Annotated in this window: 16 protein-coding genes, 4 tRNA genes, 1 other RNA gene and 2 pseudogenes; 14 read left to right on the top strand and 9 right to left on the bottom strand. The window is 37.4% G+C overall.

From position 1 onward, the window contains the following. Nucleotides 1–70: 70 nt before the first annotated feature. The 4 genes from BEN71_RS05325 (at nucleotide 71) to BEN71_RS05340 (ending at nucleotide 4001) form a co-directional block, all read left to right on the top strand. Entirely contained in the window at nucleotides 71–619 is a 549-nt protein-coding gene (locus BEN71_RS05325; RefSeq protein WP_068975883.1) for a flavodoxin family protein, read from the top strand. Nucleotides 620–1185: 566 nt separating this feature from the next. Then, nucleotides 1186–2370 carry a hypothetical protein gene (locus tag BEN71_RS05330; protein ID WP_068975882.1) on the top strand — a complete coding sequence of 395 codons (1185 nt, stop codon included), beginning with the start codon at nucleotides 1186–1188 and terminating at the stop codon, nucleotides 2368–2370. 70 nt (nucleotides 2371–2440) lie between these two features. Continuing rightward, a protein-coding gene (locus BEN71_RS05335; RefSeq protein WP_117276768.1) for an IS3 family transposase occupies nucleotides 2441–3600 on the top strand; the annotation gives its coding sequence in 2 pieces (ribosomal slippage) (nucleotides 2441–2675 and nucleotides 2675–3600; 1161 coding nt in all). A 44-nt stretch (nucleotides 3601–3644) separates the two neighbouring features. Further along, nucleotides 3645–4001, top strand: coding sequence for a hypothetical protein (locus BEN71_RS05340; protein ID WP_068975530.1), 357 nt, complete (start codon nucleotides 3645–3647; stop codon nucleotides 3999–4001). A 44-nt stretch (nucleotides 4002–4045) separates the two neighbouring features. Here BEN71_RS05340 and smpB read toward each other — a convergent pair whose 3' ends face one another. Continuing rightward, nucleotides 4046–4522, bottom strand: coding sequence for an SsrA-binding protein SmpB (gene smpB, locus BEN71_RS05345; protein ID WP_068975529.1), 477 nt, complete (start codon nucleotides 4520–4522; stop codon nucleotides 4046–4048). Between the two features lie 160 nt (nucleotides 4523–4682). Between smpB and coaD the strand changes: the two genes are divergently transcribed. From coaD to BEN71_RS05365, 4 genes are all read left to right on the top strand, one after another. Next, nucleotides 4683–5174, top strand: coding sequence for a pantetheine-phosphate adenylyltransferase (coaD, locus tag BEN71_RS05350; RefSeq protein ID WP_068975528.1), 492 nt, complete (start codon nucleotides 4683–4685; stop codon nucleotides 5172–5174). Nucleotide 5175: 1 nt separating this feature from the next. Beyond that, nucleotides 5176–5439, top strand: a complete 264-nt coding sequence (locus tag BEN71_RS05355) for a YfhL family 4Fe-4S dicluster ferredoxin (RefSeq protein WP_068975527.1) — start codon at nucleotides 5176–5178, stop codon at nucleotides 5437–5439. Nucleotides 5440–5465: 26 nt separating this feature from the next. Continuing rightward, nucleotides 5466–5843, top strand: an RNA gene (gene rnpB, locus BEN71_RS05360) — RNase P RNA component class A. A 64-nt stretch (nucleotides 5844–5907) separates the two neighbouring features. Continuing rightward, nucleotides 5908–5984 (top strand) — tRNA-Met (locus BEN71_RS05365). Nucleotides 5985–6062: 78 nt separating this feature from the next. On the opposite strand, the gene BEN71_RS05370 is transcribed toward BEN71_RS05365, so the two are convergent. Further along, complete coding sequence (locus BEN71_RS05370) at nucleotides 6063–7022, bottom strand: RDD family protein (protein WP_068975526.1); 960 nt, start codon at nucleotides 7020–7022, stop codon at nucleotides 6063–6065. Between the two features lie 233 nt (nucleotides 7023–7255). Next, nucleotides 7256–7341 (bottom strand) — tRNA-Leu (locus tag BEN71_RS05375). A 214-nt stretch (nucleotides 7342–7555) separates the two neighbouring features. Between BEN71_RS05375 and BEN71_RS05380 the strand changes: the two genes are divergently transcribed. Next, nucleotides 7556–9319: an alkaline phosphatase D family protein gene (locus BEN71_RS05380; protein WP_068975525.1), complete on the top strand. Its 1764-nt coding sequence runs from the start codon at nucleotides 7556–7558 to the stop codon at nucleotides 9317–9319. Between the two features lie 122 nt (nucleotides 9320–9441). Here the strand turns inward: BEN71_RS05380 and BEN71_RS05385 are convergent, their stop codons facing one another. Then, on the bottom strand, nucleotides 9442–10308 hold the full coding sequence (locus BEN71_RS05385; RefSeq protein WP_068975524.1) for a metal-dependent hydrolase: 867 nt from the start codon (nucleotides 10306–10308) through the stop codon (nucleotides 9442–9444). Between the two features lie 105 nt (nucleotides 10309–10413). Between BEN71_RS05385 and BEN71_RS05390 the strand changes: the two are divergent. From BEN71_RS05390 to BEN71_RS05400, 3 genes and pseudogenes are all read left to right on the top strand, one after another. Beyond that, a pseudogene (locus tag BEN71_RS05390) lies at nucleotides 10414–10881 on the top strand (TetR/AcrR family transcriptional regulator); the annotation flags it as partial. An 81-nt stretch (nucleotides 10882–10962) separates the two neighbouring features. Then, a protein-coding gene (locus BEN71_RS05395) for an IS3-like element ISAba14 family transposase (protein ID WP_223155595.1) occupies nucleotides 10963–12095 on the top strand; the annotation gives its coding sequence in 2 pieces (ribosomal slippage) (nucleotides 10963–11215 and nucleotides 11215–12095; 1134 coding nt in all). 63 nt (nucleotides 12096–12158) lie between these two features. Then, nucleotides 12159–12320 (top strand): annotated as a pseudogene (locus tag BEN71_RS05400) (TetR/AcrR family transcriptional regulator); the annotation flags it as partial. A 123-nt stretch (nucleotides 12321–12443) separates the two neighbouring features. Here the strand turns inward: BEN71_RS05400 and BEN71_RS05405 are convergent. The 3 genes from BEN71_RS05405 to BEN71_RS05415 all read right to left on the bottom strand — a co-directional run bounded on the left by BEN71_RS05405 (nucleotide 12444) and on the right by BEN71_RS05415 (nucleotide 13511). After that, a complete protein-coding gene (locus BEN71_RS05405) occupies nucleotides 12444–13175 on the bottom strand; it encodes a hypothetical protein (protein ID WP_068975459.1) in 732 nt (243 codons plus the stop codon). Between the two features lie 164 nt (nucleotides 13176–13339). Then, nucleotides 13340–13425, bottom strand: a tRNA-Leu gene (locus BEN71_RS05410). Nucleotides 13426–13437: 12 nt separating this feature from the next. Beyond that, a tRNA-Cys gene (locus BEN71_RS05415) sits at nucleotides 13438–13511 on the bottom strand. A gap of 152 nt (nucleotides 13512–13663) precedes the next feature. On the opposite strand from BEN71_RS05415, the gene folD reads away from it, so the two are divergent. Further along, complete coding sequence (gene folD, locus BEN71_RS05420; RefSeq protein ID WP_068975458.1) at nucleotides 13664–14512, top strand: bifunctional methylenetetrahydrofolate dehydrogenase/methenyltetrahydrofolate cyclohydrolase FolD; 849 nt, start codon at nucleotides 13664–13666, stop codon at nucleotides 14510–14512. A gap of 116 nt (nucleotides 14513–14628) precedes the next feature. Beyond that, a complete protein-coding gene (locus BEN71_RS05425; protein WP_068975457.1) occupies nucleotides 14629–15297 on the top strand; it encodes a class I SAM-dependent methyltransferase in 669 nt (222 codons plus the stop codon). 42 nt (nucleotides 15298–15339) lie between these two features. Here the strand turns inward: BEN71_RS05425 and BEN71_RS05430 are convergent, their stop codons facing one another. Beyond that, nucleotides 15340–15765 carry a hypothetical protein gene (locus BEN71_RS05430; protein ID WP_068975456.1) on the bottom strand — a complete coding sequence of 142 codons (426 nt, stop codon included), beginning with the start codon at nucleotides 15763–15765 and terminating at the stop codon, nucleotides 15340–15342. Between the two features lie 234 nt (nucleotides 15766–15999). Further along, complete coding sequence (locus BEN71_RS05435) at nucleotides 16000–17319, bottom strand: MFS transporter (RefSeq protein ID WP_068975455.1); 1320 nt, start codon at nucleotides 17317–17319, stop codon at nucleotides 16000–16002. Nucleotides 17320–17491 lie beyond the last annotated feature (172 nt).

Below are 17491 nucleotides of genomic sequence, written 5' to 3' on the forward strand. Positions count from 1 at the left end.
CAACTTTGCAAGAATTGTTTAAAACTGAATTAATGCTAAACTTGACTAAATCTGTTTGTTTTTAATTGATATGTCTTTGTCCAAATCTATCGCGATTGTTTATCACAGCCCTTATGGGCATACGGCAAAAGTTGCTAACTGTATTGCTCAAGGTGCAATGAAAGTAGGCGCGCACGTATCTGAAATGGATATTGAACATATTGATTGGGATGTTTTAGATAAAGCCGATGCAATTGTTTTTGGCTGTCCAACCTACATGGGCAATTTAACCTCTGGATTGAAATTGTTTATGGAGCAGTCATCGAAGCGTTGGCTGGCGCGAGCATGGCAGGGCAAACTTGCAGCAGGTTTTACCAATGGTGGTGGGTTGAGTGGTGATAAACTGGCTGTTTTACAACAAATCAATTTATTCGCGATGCAACATGGCATGCTTTGGACAGGTTTACCGTTGATGCCGACAGGGCGTAGTACTCATGATTTAAATCGTATGTCGAGCTTTCTTGGTTTAATGACTCAGTCAGATAATGCACCTGTGGAAGTAACACCACCCGCTGGTGATCTTGAAACCGCAGTATGGTTTGGTGAGTACATTGGATTGATGCTGAATCGGATTCTGTGAATTCGACTTTGACTACTTATGTCTAGATTTTTATATTGCCTTTCATCAGATTGGCATTTAATACCAAGAAAACTTAGTGTCTAAATGAGTTGTTGAATGTAAAAATATGTTGGTGTATTTAAAAAATATATAAAAATCAGTTAATTATTTTTAATTCTTTGAATTAAGATGTATCAAATTTAAACTTTTTAGGTACATGAATTTACATTCCAAATGTTTTATAGAAAATAATCTTAGGAATAAAGTTGAAAGTGAATGTTATTTATCTTTTTGTAGTGATAAAAAATTAGAAGAAAAAAATTGACTATTAATATGTGGTATGAATAAGTTTAAAAAAAATAATTAGTTATTTAGCTTTATTAAAAAATAAAAATTCATTTGTTTAATTTGAAAAATATTTTCACATTAATTTTTATGAATTTTATTGACAGAATATTCACTTAATTAATCCAGTATATAAAATTGTGTAGTTTTTAGCCAATGAGATTTAATCTTAATTAAATAATATCTAATAACTTATGTTTCGAGGAAGAAACAAAATAATAAATAAATGAAATGGTGAGGTTATGAATAAGAAAATCTCAATAAAAATTTTGCAAAGTCTATTTTTATTGACAGGTTCAATGGCAATTGCAGAAGCTGAACAGATCAAACTACAGGAAATGACAGATTCTGAGATGTCGAATGTGAATGGACAGGCTTTAATGAGCTTATCTTATATTGCACCAAAGGATACAGCTAATCCAATGAAAAATATCACTGACAATAATGTTGGTTTTTATAAACTGGGTTTAGAGGCTGAATTGGAGTTGAATGCGAACATCAAAAATTTGCAACTCGGTTGTGGTGGCTCAAATGGTGAGGGTGCGTGTGATATTGACATTAAAAATTTAGCATTGAGTGGTTTACCAGATTCTTATGATGCAGATGGAGTACCTGTATATAAAGATGGACGACCTTCTACCAGTGGAAAAATTACGAATCCATTTATGGAATTTGCAATTAGTAACCCAAATTCTGCTTCTACACGTGAAATGAAAGGTATTCGTTTCAGTGCAGAAAAGATTAGTGCATTACTTACAGCTGGTTTACAAAACGATTCGGCCCCATCAACGACAGATGGGATACAGCGTTTAAGTGGATTTATGCAAATAGCAGGAACAACGGGTACAGCTCGTACGAAGGAGACTAAGTTTGGTTTAGTAAGTAATGAGCTTGGCGCTAGTGCTAATGATCAGCAATTGCAAGGTTATGCAGATTTACATGTTTGCGCTATATTTTGTATTATACCTATTGCTGATACCAATATACGATTTGTCAGTCGAACAGGTTCTGACAGTACAGGGATTACTGTACCATCTGTTGCAGCAAATTTTAAGCTTGATCCATTTGTTGTAAATGGTAAAAGAAAAACCCAAGCTGAAATCTATAATATCAAAACAAAATTAGAAACTATTCCGATTGCTGCAAACGGTAGTTCAGAATTTCCATCCTCTATGTTTGCGAAAGATCAGCTAAGAGTTGATTTGTTTTGTGATGCACCAGGAAAGAGTTACGGTTGTGGCCTAGTAACAGCACTAAAACCAAATGCTAAATTTAAAATGGCAGATGGTTCTGCAATCAATAATCTAAATTTGAATATTGATTTTACTCAGTCATTAAGTATGTTTCATAATATTCCCTTAACAGGAACAGGTGGGTATTTATCTTTACAGTCCATTCCACTTCTATGGCCAGGTGCTAAAGTTTGATCCTAGACAAAATAATGGACAGCACGTCCCTCTAAAGATAACGTAACTTTAATCTTTGGAGATTCAAGAAATGGCTAAACGTTTTAGTCCCGAATTTAAACAGCAAGCGATTGATTATGCACTTTCAAACTCACACGAGTCTGTAGCTGCAATCGCCCAGAAATTAGGTGTGGGTTATTCAACATTAGATAAATGGATTCGTGAAACCAATCCGGCAGGTTCAAGCAAACGTCAACTTTCACCAGAACAACAGCGGATCGTGGAATTAGAGAAAGAAGTCAAACAGCTCAAGGAAGCCAATGACATCTTAAAAAAAGCGCATGTGTACTTTCTAACAGATCATGCCAAGAAAAGTACACGGTAATTCAAGATCTAGATATGAATGAAGTCACCGTATCTTCTGCCTGTAAATACCTAGGTGTCAGCACTTCAGGCTATTATGCCTGGCGAAAACGTCAAGCCAATACGGCACAGAAATATAATGACTTAAAAGCCGTATATTGGCAGCATCATGCACGATTGGGTGCACCTTCATTAGTACATGACATGCATGATTTAGGTTACAACATGAGCGAACGTACTATTGGAAGGATGCTAAAAAAGCTTGGTTTACGTAGCAGGATTGCGCGTAAATACAAGCATACGACTGATTCAACCCATCGTTTGCCTACAGCACCCAACTTGTTGGATCGCCAATTTACAGTTACTCAGCCTAATAAAGTCTGGACAACAGACATTACCTATATCCGCACTAAAGAAGGTTGGTTGTATTTATGTGTGATGCTAGATTTATTTAGCCGTCGTATCGTGGGGTGGCAAACCAGCCATCGAATAGACCGCCAGTTGGTGTGTGATACGTTTAACTATGCAATGGCTCGTCAGGGTTATCCAACTGGTGTTATGGTTCATTCGGACCAAGGCTCACAGTACTGTAGTCGTGATTTTAGAGCGCTGTTACTGAAAAATGATTGTACTCAGAGTATGTCTAGACGTGGAAACTGTTGGGATAATGCAGTGACTGAAAGCTTCTTTCATACATTAAAAGGTCATGTGGTACATGGCAGTGTGTTTTCGACTCGAAAAGAGGCGAATGCGGTCTTGTTTGATTATATTGAGATTTATTACAATCGGGTCAGAAGGCATTCTGCAAACGGCTGGTTAAGTCCAGAAGCCTTTGAACAGAAATATTTCAAGAATTTAGAGGGATCGATTGTCCACGATACTGTCTAGGATCAGTTGCCAGTGGTGATGCTAATAAAAATAGTTTAACTGGCATGACAGAGAGTACTGATGTAGCTCAAACAGGCTGGTGGATGTCATTTAATGAACCAGTACAATTGGGTAAATTAAATGTAACTCAACCAATTATTTTAGATAATAATATTCTTAAGCAAGTTGCAGAAAGAGTAACAGAGACTTTATTGGTATTAGGACCTAATACTCCTAAAGCTGAGGCTAATGGTTTAGGTGAGCTTATTAGTTTATTGGCTGATCAACCTTTATCTTCAAAAGTTGTTGCTGACTTAGATTCGGCAACCAAAAATAATCCAGTTTATTTTAAATTACAAAACCAACAATTAGGTAATCAAAACGTAGTTTCAAACTGTTACGGCTCTCTAAAATTCTGCTAGTTGATCTGAAAAAACCTCCAAATTTGGAGGTTTTTTATTGCGGATTACTTATGCATAATTCGTGCTTTATCACGTTGCCAATCACGGTCTTTTTCAGTGGCACGTTTATCATGCAATTGCTTACCTTTTACTAAAGCAATTTCAAGTTTTGCCAAATGACCTTTCCAGTAACACGCAAGTGGTACACAGGTATAACCTTTTTGATTAACTGCGCCCATGAGCTTTTCAAGCTCACGACGTGACAATAACAATTTACGGGTACGAGTTGCTTCAGGCACGACATGTGTAGACGCTGAAAGGAGCGGTTGAATTTGAGCACCAAACAGGAAAGCTTCATTATTCTTAAACGTAATATAGCTTTCAGTAATGGTCATACGTCCAGCACGTAATGACTTTACTTCCCAGCCTTGTAAGGAAAGTCCAGCTTCAAATTTTTCTTCAATAAAATAATCGTGGCGCGCACGTTTATTTTGCGCAATCGTACCACCATTATTTTTTTTAACGACAATCTTATTCGACATAATACAAATATTCCAAGAATAGCCTTATTTTGCCTCAAACTTGGCTTCAGGTGAAGTCATTTCACAATTAAAAGCTGTCTGTAAATTGCTTGAGGTTATTCGCTAATAATTGAGTTTTTGTTAAACTATAGCTCTTCATAACAAACTTGAGTACAAATGGATGTCTAAAACTCGTGTCATTTATCCGGGGACTTTCGATCCAATTACCAATGGGCATGTTGATTTAGTTGCACGCGCTTCACGTATGTTCGATGAAGTTGTGGTTGCAATTGCAATAGGACATCATAAAAACCCAGTATTCAGTTTGGAAGAACGTGTTGAGTTAGCCAAAGAATCACTTAAACATTTACCTAATGTTGAATTCGTTGGTTTTGATGGTTTATTGGTAAATTTCTCTCGTGAGCAGAATGCGACTGCTGTATTGCGTGGTTTACGCGCAGTTTCAGACTTCGAGTATGAGTTTCAGCTTGCCAATATGAACCGTCAGCTTGACCATCATTTCGAAACGGTATTTTTAACGCCGTCAGAACAATTTTCTTTTATTTCTTCGACCATGGTTCGAGAAATTGCACGATTAAAAGGTGATGTGACTAAGTTTGTACCACAATGTGTCGTAGAAGCTTTTAATCGTAAACATCAACAAGGTTGGTAGTGTGTCTTTAATTATCACAGATGAATGCATCAATTGTGATGTGTGTGAACCTGTATGTCCAAATGAAGCAATTTTCATGGGTGAATTGATTTATGAAATCAATCCAAACCTATGTACAGAATGTGTTGGGCATCATGACAAACCGCAGTGTGCTTTGTTCTGTCCAGTCGATTGTATTCCGCTTGATCCAAATCATGTCGAAAGTCAAGATGACTTGATGGAAAAGTATAAAAAACTGATTGCTCAAAAAAGCGCAAGCAATTAAGTCTAAAATTTGTTAGGATACGCCCCGAAGTGAGCCAGACGATCGCTGCTGTGGAGATCTCCGTGATTGAAGCAGGGGAGGAAAGTCCGGGCTTCATAGGGCAAGGTGCCAGGTAACGCCTGGGCGGTGTGAACCGACGGAAAGTGCAGCAGAGAGTAGACCGCCTTCATTATCGTTTCTCTTCGGAGAAATGGAAGGTAAGGGTGAAAGGGTGCGGTAAGAGCGCACCGCATGGCTGGTAACAGTTCATGGCATGGTAAACCCCACCGGAAGCAAGACCAAATAGGGATCCTATAGGCATGGCCCATGCTGGATCCGGGTAGGTCGCTTGAGCGTATGAGTGATTGTGCGCCTAGAGGAATGATCGTTCTCGACAGAACCCGGCTTATCGGCTCACTTCAATGAATTTTATTATAATTAATGCTTGACGTATGCGTGTTTACAGCAGATAATGCGCGCACAGTTTTAGGCTATGTAGCTCAGTTGGTTAGAGCACCGCACTCATAATGCGGGGGTCACAGGTTCAAGTCCCGTCATAGCCACCATTTTTATAGACCATGCTTCCAAAAGCATGGTCTTTTTTTATCTGTAGATTTTGTTTAATGAGTTGGTTGTTGAAAAAATTAGAATCCAAACGAGATTGCAGAATTTTCACCACTAAATTCGAGTCGAGGTTGGTTTTGATTTAAGCTGAAATCATAAGTTTTTGAGCGTGAAATCTTTGTCGCACCAAATTGATAAGCAAAATTTAAATTTACTTTGTTAATTTTATAAGTTGAAAATAAGTCGGGATGCTGTGTATGTAGGTCTTGAATTAATGTTTCAGCGATTTCTTGCTGATTTAAATATTTTGGCGTGGATAGAGTTAAAACAAGAATTTGATTATTTGATATTGCTTGACCGATTGAAGTGCTTTGGTTGACTACTTGAATGTTTGTGATATCACCTGAAAATTGATTTTTTAGGTCATTTGAAAGTGGTGCATTTTGTTGGTAAGTCCATAGGTTGGCAGCAAAGATTATTACAGTCAGTGCACTCATGATGTAATAGTGAACTGACCATACTGCGTGATATGGAATAGTTGATTGTGAGTTTCTTAAGATCTGAGTTTTACTGAATATATCATGTAAGGATTGTTGACTGTTTCTATTGAAAATAGCTAGATAGAAACAGGCGAATACGATACTTTGAAAGAGGGCTACAAGCAGAGTTATACTCAGTTGATTACTCGATTGTTGTTGTAAGTATCCAATAAAGCACAGTGGAATAATCAAAATACTTGAGCGTATAAGGGAGTGGAATGTTGAAATAGAGAAACCCATTAAATTTGTTACTCTGATTTTACAAACCATTTTCCCAATTGTTTTGCCTTGACCAATACTACTATTCAATGCAGCGAAATAAAATAAGCAAATCAATGTGCCGATACATTGAAAAATAAAAGGTGAATTTTCAAGATAAGGGTATAGAGATTTACCAACGACCATGCCCGTCACGCCGAGGACAATACAGTCAATGATAAACGCAAAAATTCGTGGAAATCTTGGAATGCTTACTTTTGAATTGGATATTAAATCAGTCATTGTTGTTCATTCTAATTAAGTTTATGAAAATTTATATAATAATTTAGTTCTTCTATTCTAAATATTTTAATGAGAAATTGCTAGAAAATGAGCTAATTTGAAAGATTGTTCAAAAATGCATATGCTGTGAATCATTGAAAACTTTAATTCTTCTTATTACACATCAGTTCCAGACATAAAAAAACCTGCATATTGCAGGATTCTTTATTGCACCATTTTAAGAAGTATTAAAATGGTGCCCGAGGCCAGACTCGAACTGGCACGCTTTGTGGGCGGGGGATTTTAAATCCCCTGTGTCTACCGATTTCACCACTCGGGCATGTGCGCAATAATATAGGACAGTTTTTTACTTGGCAAGCGTATTTGAAGCGATTTGCTTTCTTTTCAATCAATTCATGTGTTTATGTTTGAAAATAAAACAATTTAAGTAGAACTTATCATGATTTGTCATGTTTTCTTCATGGTTTTGAGATTAAAACGAAATATTCCCCAACTACATTGATTGAGAAAAAACCTTGGGGAAATCTTAGATCATGCCAAATTCAATATCGCGCCGTGAATTAATTCAAAAATCATTAGCCAGTTTCGGTGCTTTATCTTTACCTGTTTCACTCACTGCTTGTGGTAGTGATGACGATTCGACATCTGAAACAAAAGTGGAATTTTTACATGGGGTTGCTAGTGGCGATCCACTCAAAGATCGCGTGATTCTATGGACGCGTGTTACGCCACAAGATACATCATTGCGTTTAGAGGTGGTTTGGGAAATTGCGACTGATGATAAATTTAGCCAAATCATCAATACTGGCAAAGTTCAAACAGCAAAAGCGCAAGATTTTACAATCAAAGTGGATGCCGACAAGCTTAAATCTGGGCAAGCTTATTATTATCGTTTTAAATTCGGTTCAGTGATTTCAACAGTTGGACGGACTAAAACCTTGCCTGAAACGACTAATTCGGTGCAATTTGCGGTATGTTCATGTTCGAATTATCCAGCCGGCTATTTCTATGTTTATAAAGAAATGGCAAAGCAAGAAGTGGATGCCATCATTCATTTGGGTGACTATATTTATGAATATGGCAAAGATGGTTATGCCACAGAAGATGCAGCTAAATTAGGACGTACGTTAGCTGCTGATAATGATAAAGAAATTATTAAATTAGACGATTATCGTAAACGCTATGCTTTATATCATACCGATTTAGATTTACAGGCAGCGCATGCACGTCACCCGTTCATCGTGATTTGGGATGATCATGAGTTGGCAAATGATGCATGGAAAGAAGGTGCTGAAAATCATCAGCCTGCAACCGAAGGAAGTTTCTTAGATCGAAAATTAGCAGCGTTACAGGCTTATTTCGAGTGGATGCCGATTCGTCCAGTTTCAGCCACTGATCACTTGAATATTTATCGTCAATTTGATTATGGCACATTGGTTCAACTCACCATGCTCGATACGCGTATTTTAGCGCGTGATCAACAGTTGGAATACGCCAACTATATGACAGCGACTGGTTTAGATATTGCAAAATTTCAAGCAGATTTGACCAGTACTACTCGTACACTCATGGGGTATACACAACGTGAATGGTTGCAAAAGAAATTAGCGCAATCTACTGCAACTTGGAATGTGTTGGGTCAGCAAGTGTTGATGTCAAAAATGTTGATTCCTGCTGAATTGCTTATGTCTTTAGCTGCAATTACCAGTGGAAATGTCACGACTGAAACATTAACAAAAATGAATCAGCAAATTACTGAATTGGTGACATTAAAAGTGCGGATGCAAAAGGGTGATCCTACTTTAACTGCAACTGAGAAAGCACGTATTACGACGGTAGCACCTTATAATTTAGATGCGTGGGATGGTTATTATGCGGAGCGTGAAATTTTGTATGGCACGCTTAAGACCTTGAACAAAAAAGTGGTCGTTTTAGCAGGGGATACTCATAATGCATGGGCTTCTAATTTGCATACGCAAACAGGGGATTTTGTCGGGGTCGAGTTGGCAACCAGTTCGGTGTCTTCACCTGGGATGGAAAAGTATCTTAATATTCCTTTGGCACAGCTACAGCAGTTTGAGTTTGCATTCACAACTTTGATTGATGAATTAAATTATACCAATTTAAATCAACGCGGTTATTTGAAAGTAGGTTTTACGGCACAACAGGTTCAAGCTGATTGGATTTTTGTGGATAGTATTAAAGAAAAAACCTATACCATCGACGCTAATCGTAAACATCAAGTGATATTGAATAATGCTTTGCAGGATGTAAGTACTGTTCAAAAGAGTGCGTAGTCTTTTTTCTAACACAAGCAATGGCTATATAGCGAAGCCAGCCAAGATTTAATTTAAGTCTTGGCTTTTTCGTTTACGCTATTTTGTTTTTACTATTTGATTTAAATGAATTATTTTAGTGACTAAGTTTTTAAATGCTGTGCTAAAGAGCCATTATCTCCAAATAATTTTTTACGATACTCAGCTTCAAGTTGTTCTGTTTGCATATTACGCGGATTAAAATCGTATTGTGTTACTTCAAACATACCTAAGGCTGCTCGAGTCAAAATTCCTAGTCGATTAACACCACCAAAACCTAGATAAAAACAATCATTTAAATCACGTAAAGAGAACTTAATATCTTTACGTTTTAAAATTTTATACCAGTGTCCAAATAGAACAGGCGTGAGATGCTTCGTAATCCGTAATAGGGCAATACTTCTATTCCGTGGCGTATTACCACCCACTGCGGTTAAAACATCATAAGCCACAGATTTGTGCTCAAGCTCTTCTAGTGCATGCCACTCCCAAAGATCACGCTTTTCTTGCGTGGTTTTTTTCTGAATTAAACCATCTGTCAATAATAATCGTGCAAGGGTTGCAGTAAAGTGCTCCATGACTACTGTCGCAGCCAACTGGTCTATTTTATTTAACTTTCTAAATTGATCGAGGACACGTTTAGTTTGAGCTTCAATCTCTAAAACTTCGGAAAATTGTGAATCTAATAAATGCTTGTTTAAAGACTGATGTTCTCGACTATGAAACGCTTCTTGTGCAATAAATGTTTGAATATCTTTGCATAGTTGCTCATCGGAAATTTGATGACGCACATTACGTATACTTTCGATAAAGAACATTTCACCAGGTGGAAACATTGCAGATAAAATAACGAATAATGAGGAAACAACAGTATTATCTTCATAATAAAAAGAAAACCTTTCTTCTTTTCGATGAGAAAGAATGACATTCCTTCGTACCATTTTCTCTATAGGATTATAAATTGTATTCATTGTTTTGACCTTTATCGGCTATATTTGTAAAGCTGAAAACGATAACTACAATCTATCAATGAATTTAAACGGAAAAAATACGGATTATAAGAGGGAGTTGTGGTAATGGTAACTATAAGAAAACCAAAACAAAATAGATCAAAGAATACCTATAATTCGATCCTTGGTGCAGGATTTATATCGGTAAAAAAATTTGGAATTGATGATGTAAGTGTACTGAAAGTTTGTGAAATTGCAGGAGTGGGTTCTGGTAGTTTTTATGAGTATTTTAAAAACAAAGATGCTCTATTTATTGAAATGCATCAATATTTTATTTCGGAAATGTCTGATTTATTATTCAAAATTGGACCTGAAATATTTAATTTGGACATTCCTGATGCGATCAGAATGATCTTTGTTCGCATAGGTGAGTTTTTAGCACAAAATGAGAATTTATATTTTTATTGGTTGAGTGTATGCGGTAAATACAATACTGAGGAAAGCCAAGTTAAAGCTGTAAAAACGGTGAATATTATGGCAATAGAATATGCAGTAAAACATCCAGAAGTATTACGTATAAAAAATCTAGAGATGGATCCGTAAATTTGAACAACTCCTATAAGTGATATTCTGCTCCTCAAATGATGTTATAAACATCAATATATGGAGTATTTTATGGCACGTAGACCAAGAAGAAATCATTCAAATGATTTTAAAGCTAAGGTAGCACTTGCTGCGATTAAAGCAGAAAAAACACTTGCTGAATTGAGTGCTGAGTTTGATGTTCATCAAAACCAAATTATTGACTGGAAAAATCAATTGATCTCAGCTTCCTCGCAAGCTTTCGATCAATCAAAAGCTCCAACAGAACCACCCATCGATCTAAAAAAACTACATGCAAAAATCGGTGAGCAGGCATTAGAAATTGATTTTTTAGAAGGTGTGTTGAAGAAACTGGGCCGCTTCAACCACAAAAGTTAATCGACGACTCACTTCAGATTTCAGTATCTAAGCAAGCTAAGCTGCTGAAAGTCTCCCGTGGTTGTTATTACTATCGCCCAAAACCTGTGAGTGCATCAGATCTGAAGCTGATGCGATGTATTGATGAATTACATATGCAATATCCTTTTGCAGGCAGTCGTATGATGCGTGATTTGTTGAATCGTCAAGGACATCATATAGGACGACGTCATACACGTACTTTAATGAAGAAAATGGGTATTCAGGCGTTATATTGCAAACCAAATTTAAGCCAGGCTAATCAAGCTCACCGTAAATATCCATATCTGCTCAAAGGGTTGGCTATTCAGCGCAGTAATCAAGTGTGGTCTACGGATATAACGTATATCCCTATGGCAAAAGGCTTTGTTTATTTATGTGCTGTGATTGATTGGCATAGCCGCAAGGTACTTGCGCATAGGGTATCGATTAGTATGGAGGTGGATTTTTGTATTTCGGCTTTAAATGAAGCGATTGAAAAATATGGTCGACCTGAAATATTTAATACAGACCAAGGCAGCCAGTTTACCAGTGATGCATTTATTGATGTATTGAAATCAAATGGCATTCAAATCAGTATGGATGGTAAAGGTCGATGGGTAGATAATGTGATGGTTGAACGATTATGGCGGAGCGTTAAATATGAAGAGGTGTATCTCAAAGCTTATAGCAGTGTCACAGATGCGAAAAAGCAATTAAGTGCATATTTTGAGTTTTATAATTTGAAACGACCTCATTCGAGTCTAGACAAAATGACACCAAATGAGTTTTACTATGATCAGCTACCCCAACAAAACAAGGTGGCTTAACTAGAGCGGAATATCACTTATAAATACGCTTTTAGTTGTTCAAACAAGTGGGACCACCTCTATCTCAAATTGATGGTTTATATTTTGATTACATCGAGTATTGCGTTAACTATGAATTTCTTCTCAAGTAAAAATACAGGTTTTACTTATGAGGAATTAATTGATTGTTTAATTGATATCACGATGTCTTATATAGAAGATGATCGGAATAAGCTTAAGATTTAATGAACTATAATTAAAACTCAATCAATATAAAAGCATCAATGTTAAGAATAATCTCCAATGAAAGTACCTTAGGAAATTAGGTTAAGTTGTTGAAAAGTAATATGATGGTTTTATAGTGGCGCATTATGTAATGCTGTCCATATATTCGTCTAAGTCGATAAATTTATAAGACTTAGACATTTCATTTTCATACTTTAAAAGTTGTAAATGCAGTTCTAAATAAGTCGCCAATTGTTTTTGTAAGACTTGGTATTTATCAGAATCCTTTTTTACCCAGTACATTTTAAATTTTGCTTTCTTGGCTTGTTTATACGCCCAAAAACATGAGCGACGAATCTGTTGTAATTGATAATATTCTGTATCTTTGGTGCTATCCCGAAATAAATTTTCTTTATAAAACTGAACGAAACCAAAGTTCATGGCAAAGAAAAATAAAACACCTTGTAAAAGTATGCTCTCAAAAAAATAAATATTGAGCGCTTGGACAATAATGAGCACAGCGAGTTTGAATGGGGTGTTGTTAAGTTGATGATAAAGATGAGTAGAACTATGTTTTATTTGATTGATAATTAACGGCACAATGATCATAAAAAACAGCATGATGCTTAATGCTGAAATACTATTGGCTTGAAATTCATTAAATTGATGAAAATGACTCGCAATATATTTGCCTAAGCTAAAATAAATACTGCAAAAAATCATGACAGCAAGCACCCAAGGAATAAACTCCTTTGCTTCATCCAAGATGCCTTTGGTTTTAATTTGGCTATAAAATAAAAAGTTACGCTTAAAGGCTTGTGGATATTGTTGTTGAAGTTGATTTAAATAGAGAGAAACTTGCTTGTTTTGAATCATATTGGCTTCGCTTATCTAAATTTTAACTTGAGTTGTCACATCGTTGTAATATTAACATAAAAAACCGATATGGAAGCTCTATAGGCTTAAGCATAAAAGTCTAGGCATAAAAAAACCTGCATTTAGCAGGATTCTTTATTGCACCACTTTAAGAAGTATTAAAATGGTGCCCGAGGCCAGACTCGAACTGGCACGCTTTGTGGGCGGGGGATTTTAAATCCCCTGTGTCTACCGATTTCACCACTCGGGCATTTTAACAAGATGGAGGCGGAGGTCGGAATCGAACCGGCGTCCACGGAGTTGCAGTCCGCTGCATGACCACTCTGCCACCCCGCCACGTCTTGTTGATGCGTATATTAGCAACCTTTGAAAAAAAAACAATACTAGTTTTCATACGGATGCACATAAATTCGGCATACAGAAGAAAATTGTCTAAATAATCATGTATTATTTGCAAAATTGATTCATATCTACTTTGGAGATGTGCCGTGGCATTGGTATTAGATGGTCGCGCATTAGCGAAACAAATTGAAGCAGACTTGTTGACTCGTGTTGAAGCTTTAAAAGCAAAAACAGGTCGTACCCCAATTTTAGCGACTATTTTGGTCGGTGATGATGGTGCATCTGCGACTTATGTACGTATGAAAGGCAATGCTTGCCGTCGTGTTGGGATGGATTCTTTAAAAGTAGAATTGCCAACTGAAACGACAACTGAACAGCTATTGGCTGAAATTGAAAAATTAAATGCTAATCCTGATGTTCACGGTATTCTTTTACAGCATCCAGTTCCTGCGCAAATTGATGAACGTGCTTGTTTTGATGCGATTTCATTGGCTAAAGACGTAGATGGCGTGACTTGTCTTGGTTTTGGTCGTATGGCGATGGGCGAAGCTGCTTATGGTTCAGCAACTCCAGCGGGTATCATGACCATTCTTAAAGAAAACAACATTGAAATTGCAGGCAAACATGCGGTGGTTGTAGGTCGTTCTGCAATTTTAGGTAAACCAATGGCGGCAATGTTGCTTGAAGCGAATGCGACAGTAACGATTTGCCATAGCCGTACTCAAGATTTAGCAAGCTTTGTCAAACAAGCGGACATCATTGTTGGCGCAGTAGGTAAAGCTGAACTCATCCAAAAAGATTGGATTAAACAAGGTGCAGTAGTTGTAGATGCTGGTTTCCATCCTCGTGATGGCGGTGGTGTGGGTGATATTCAATTGGTTGGTATTGAAGAAGTTGCTTCTGCATATACACCTGTTCCGGGTGGTGTAGGTCCAATGACCATTACCACTTTGATTCGTCAGACTGTAGAAGCAGCTGAGAAAGAATTGGGTTAATGCTTTTGCTCCTTCTCCTTTGGGGAGAAGGTTGGGATGAGGGGGTATTAGACCTCTCCCTAACCCTCTCCTGAAAGGAGAGGGGACTCTCAATATTAAAATGAATTAAAAAAAATATGAGCTGTACATTTCAATTGCAAAAAGCCCCGCAACATTTACTCGATGCTTTGCATGATGTTATTCCGCATTGCGAACTGATGGCGCAACAGTTGCCAGAAACGCCTATTTCCTTGTGGTTAATTCCACCAGTATTTCCAACAGATCGTCTAGATGATGAAGTGATTCGTCGTATTTGGAATGATACGCCGTATTGGATATTCTGTTGGGCTTCTGGTTTGGCAATGGCGCAATGGTTGTTGGCTGAACCCCATCATGTAAAAAATAAAGTGGTGTTGGACTTTGGTGCAGGTTCAGGTGTGGTTGCAATTGCCGCGAAAATGGCGGGTGCGAAGCGTGTCATTTGTTGTGATATAGATCAAGTCAGCTTAGATGCATGTCGTGAAAATGCCTTGCTGAATGATATTGAGCTTGAATATCTGGATGATCTGTATAAGGCAGAACAGGTTGATGTCCTGCTTGCTGCCGATGTGCTCTATGATCAATGCAATCGTTTTTTCTTAGATGAATTTTTAAAATTTTCACCCGAAGTGTGGGTAGCAGATAGTCGTGTGAAAAACTTTAGCCATCCACATTATCAAAAATTAGATGAACGCAGTGCAACGACATGGCCAGATTTGGATGAAGCCAAAGAGTTTAGAAATGTGAGTTTTTATAAGACGCTATGATCGCGTCTTATTTATTGGGCTAATCAACGATTTATTCAAAAATTAAGAACAAGTATAACGTACAACATGCAAAGTGCTTGGACGAGTATCTAAAGCTTGACGAGTCGCATAGTTTTCACTGCTATTCGCTGTTTGAGTATTTGAAAGTCCAAATGAAGTACGGCTATGTCCAAGTTGCACACCAGTTTTACTCTCAGCAACCTGAGGGTTAATAATCTCGTTTACACTCAGTACATTAAGTTTATAAGTTTTAGTTTCACCGAGTACTTTTTTACACGTACGCTGTAACTTATTGACATCTAAATCAGAATTGGCGCGACCGGATAAAGTATATGCAAGCGTTGCACTATCGGTTGTTTGATTTTCTATTTGATAACCTGTTACACCGTTATATTGGCGAGGTGTTGTTTGACATGCTGAAAGTGCTAAAACAACTAAACTAAAGCTTGCTAATGTGATCTTTTTCATCTTTTAAAGTCCTCGCTTTTTGAATACTTTTTAGTATGCCACAGCTTTGAGTTTTAAACGATGCTTGAATTGTTCAATAAAAAAGGCTTTTTCTAAACCTGTAGAAAAAGCCTTTTCATGAATGAGACTAGGGTCTGTTGATAATTCGTCTATGTTTGCGACTTTGTGTATTTTTTAGCTGATACTAGGCGTGAAATACGAAACTTAGTCATTCTAAGTGAGTTTTAAACACACTTAATTATCAGTGATTAAACTATGCTTTTTCGTGTCTTTCATAAATACATAAGTAATCAGTGAAAGACCAATCATAAAGGTGATGTAGTAGAAAAAGTAATTTTCATGACCTGCATTTTTAAAGCTTAATGCTACAAGTTCAGCGGTCCCACCAAATAAAGTATTTGCGATTGCATAAGGTAATGCGACACCTAAGGCACGAATATGTGGCGGGAATAATTCAGCTTTTACTACAGCATTAATTGCAGTATAACCAGTCACAATGACCATCCCACTCATACATAACATGAATGCTGTGGTTGGGCTAGTCGTTGAACCAAGTCCATTAAAAATTGGAATGGTGAAAAGAACGCCCAAAATACCAAAGGTAATCATGATTGGTTTACGACCAATTTTATCAGAAAGCGCACCTACAGCAGGTTGCAATAACATGAATACGAAAATTGCAGCAGTTGTAATCTCAGTCGCTGTCGTTTTCTCAAATCCTGAGGTATTCACCAAATATTTTTGTAAATAAGTGGTAAATGTATTGAAGGCTAAAGTACCACCCGCAGTCAGCATGATGACTGTGAAAGCTTGCTTAGGATATTTGGTAAATAAAGCCAAAGCACCTGATTTTTCACCACCATTCTTTACTTGCTCTTGAGCTTGTTTTGAAGACTCAGTTTCAACCAAACCGCGACGAATCCAGAACACGACTACTGCTAATAATGCACCGATGAAGAATGGTACACGCCATCCCCATTCAGAAAGCTGACCTTCGCTTAAAGTACGTTGCAAAATAATCAGTACACACAGTGCAAGTAACTGACCTGAAATCAAGGTCACATATTGGAAGCTAGAGAAGAAACCACGATGGTTTTTACCCGCCATTTCAGTTAGGTAAGTTGCACTTGCGCCATATTCACCACCAACACTTAAACCTTGCAGTAAACGTGCAAATAAAAGCAATGCGGGTGCAAGCATACCAACACTTGCATAAGTTGGCGCACAGGCAATAATGAGCGAACCTGCACACATGAGTGAAACAGAGAGGGTTAAGCCTGATTTACGACCTTTACGGTCTGCGTATATCCCCATGACCCATGCGCCAATCGGGCGCATTAAGAAACCTAAAGCAAACACAGCAGCAGCTTGGAGGAGTTTTACAGTGTCATCACCATCTGGGAAAAATTGTGGTGCAAAATAAAGCGTGAAAGCCGCGTAGACATACCAGTCGTACCATTCGACTAAGTTACCCGCAGAGCCACCAAGGATAGATTTGAAACGAGTTTTTCTATCAAGTTGCGACGGCGCAGCCTGAGGAGATGAATTGGACAAGACAATTCTCCAAAAGAATATGCAAATACGGTCTATTTAATTTTCATTTTTGATGAAAATCTAAGCAGAAAAATCAAACAGAGAGAATTTCAGCAAGTGCTGTGGGGAGATACAAATAATTACGGAGACCGTTATACACTTGTCGAAGTGCTGAACTTATTAGACTTTGGTC

This window comes from Acinetobacter wuhouensis (genome assembly GCF_001696605.3).
GTDB classification, from domain to species: Bacteria; Pseudomonadota; Gammaproteobacteria; order Pseudomonadales; family Moraxellaceae; genus Acinetobacter; species Acinetobacter wuhouensis.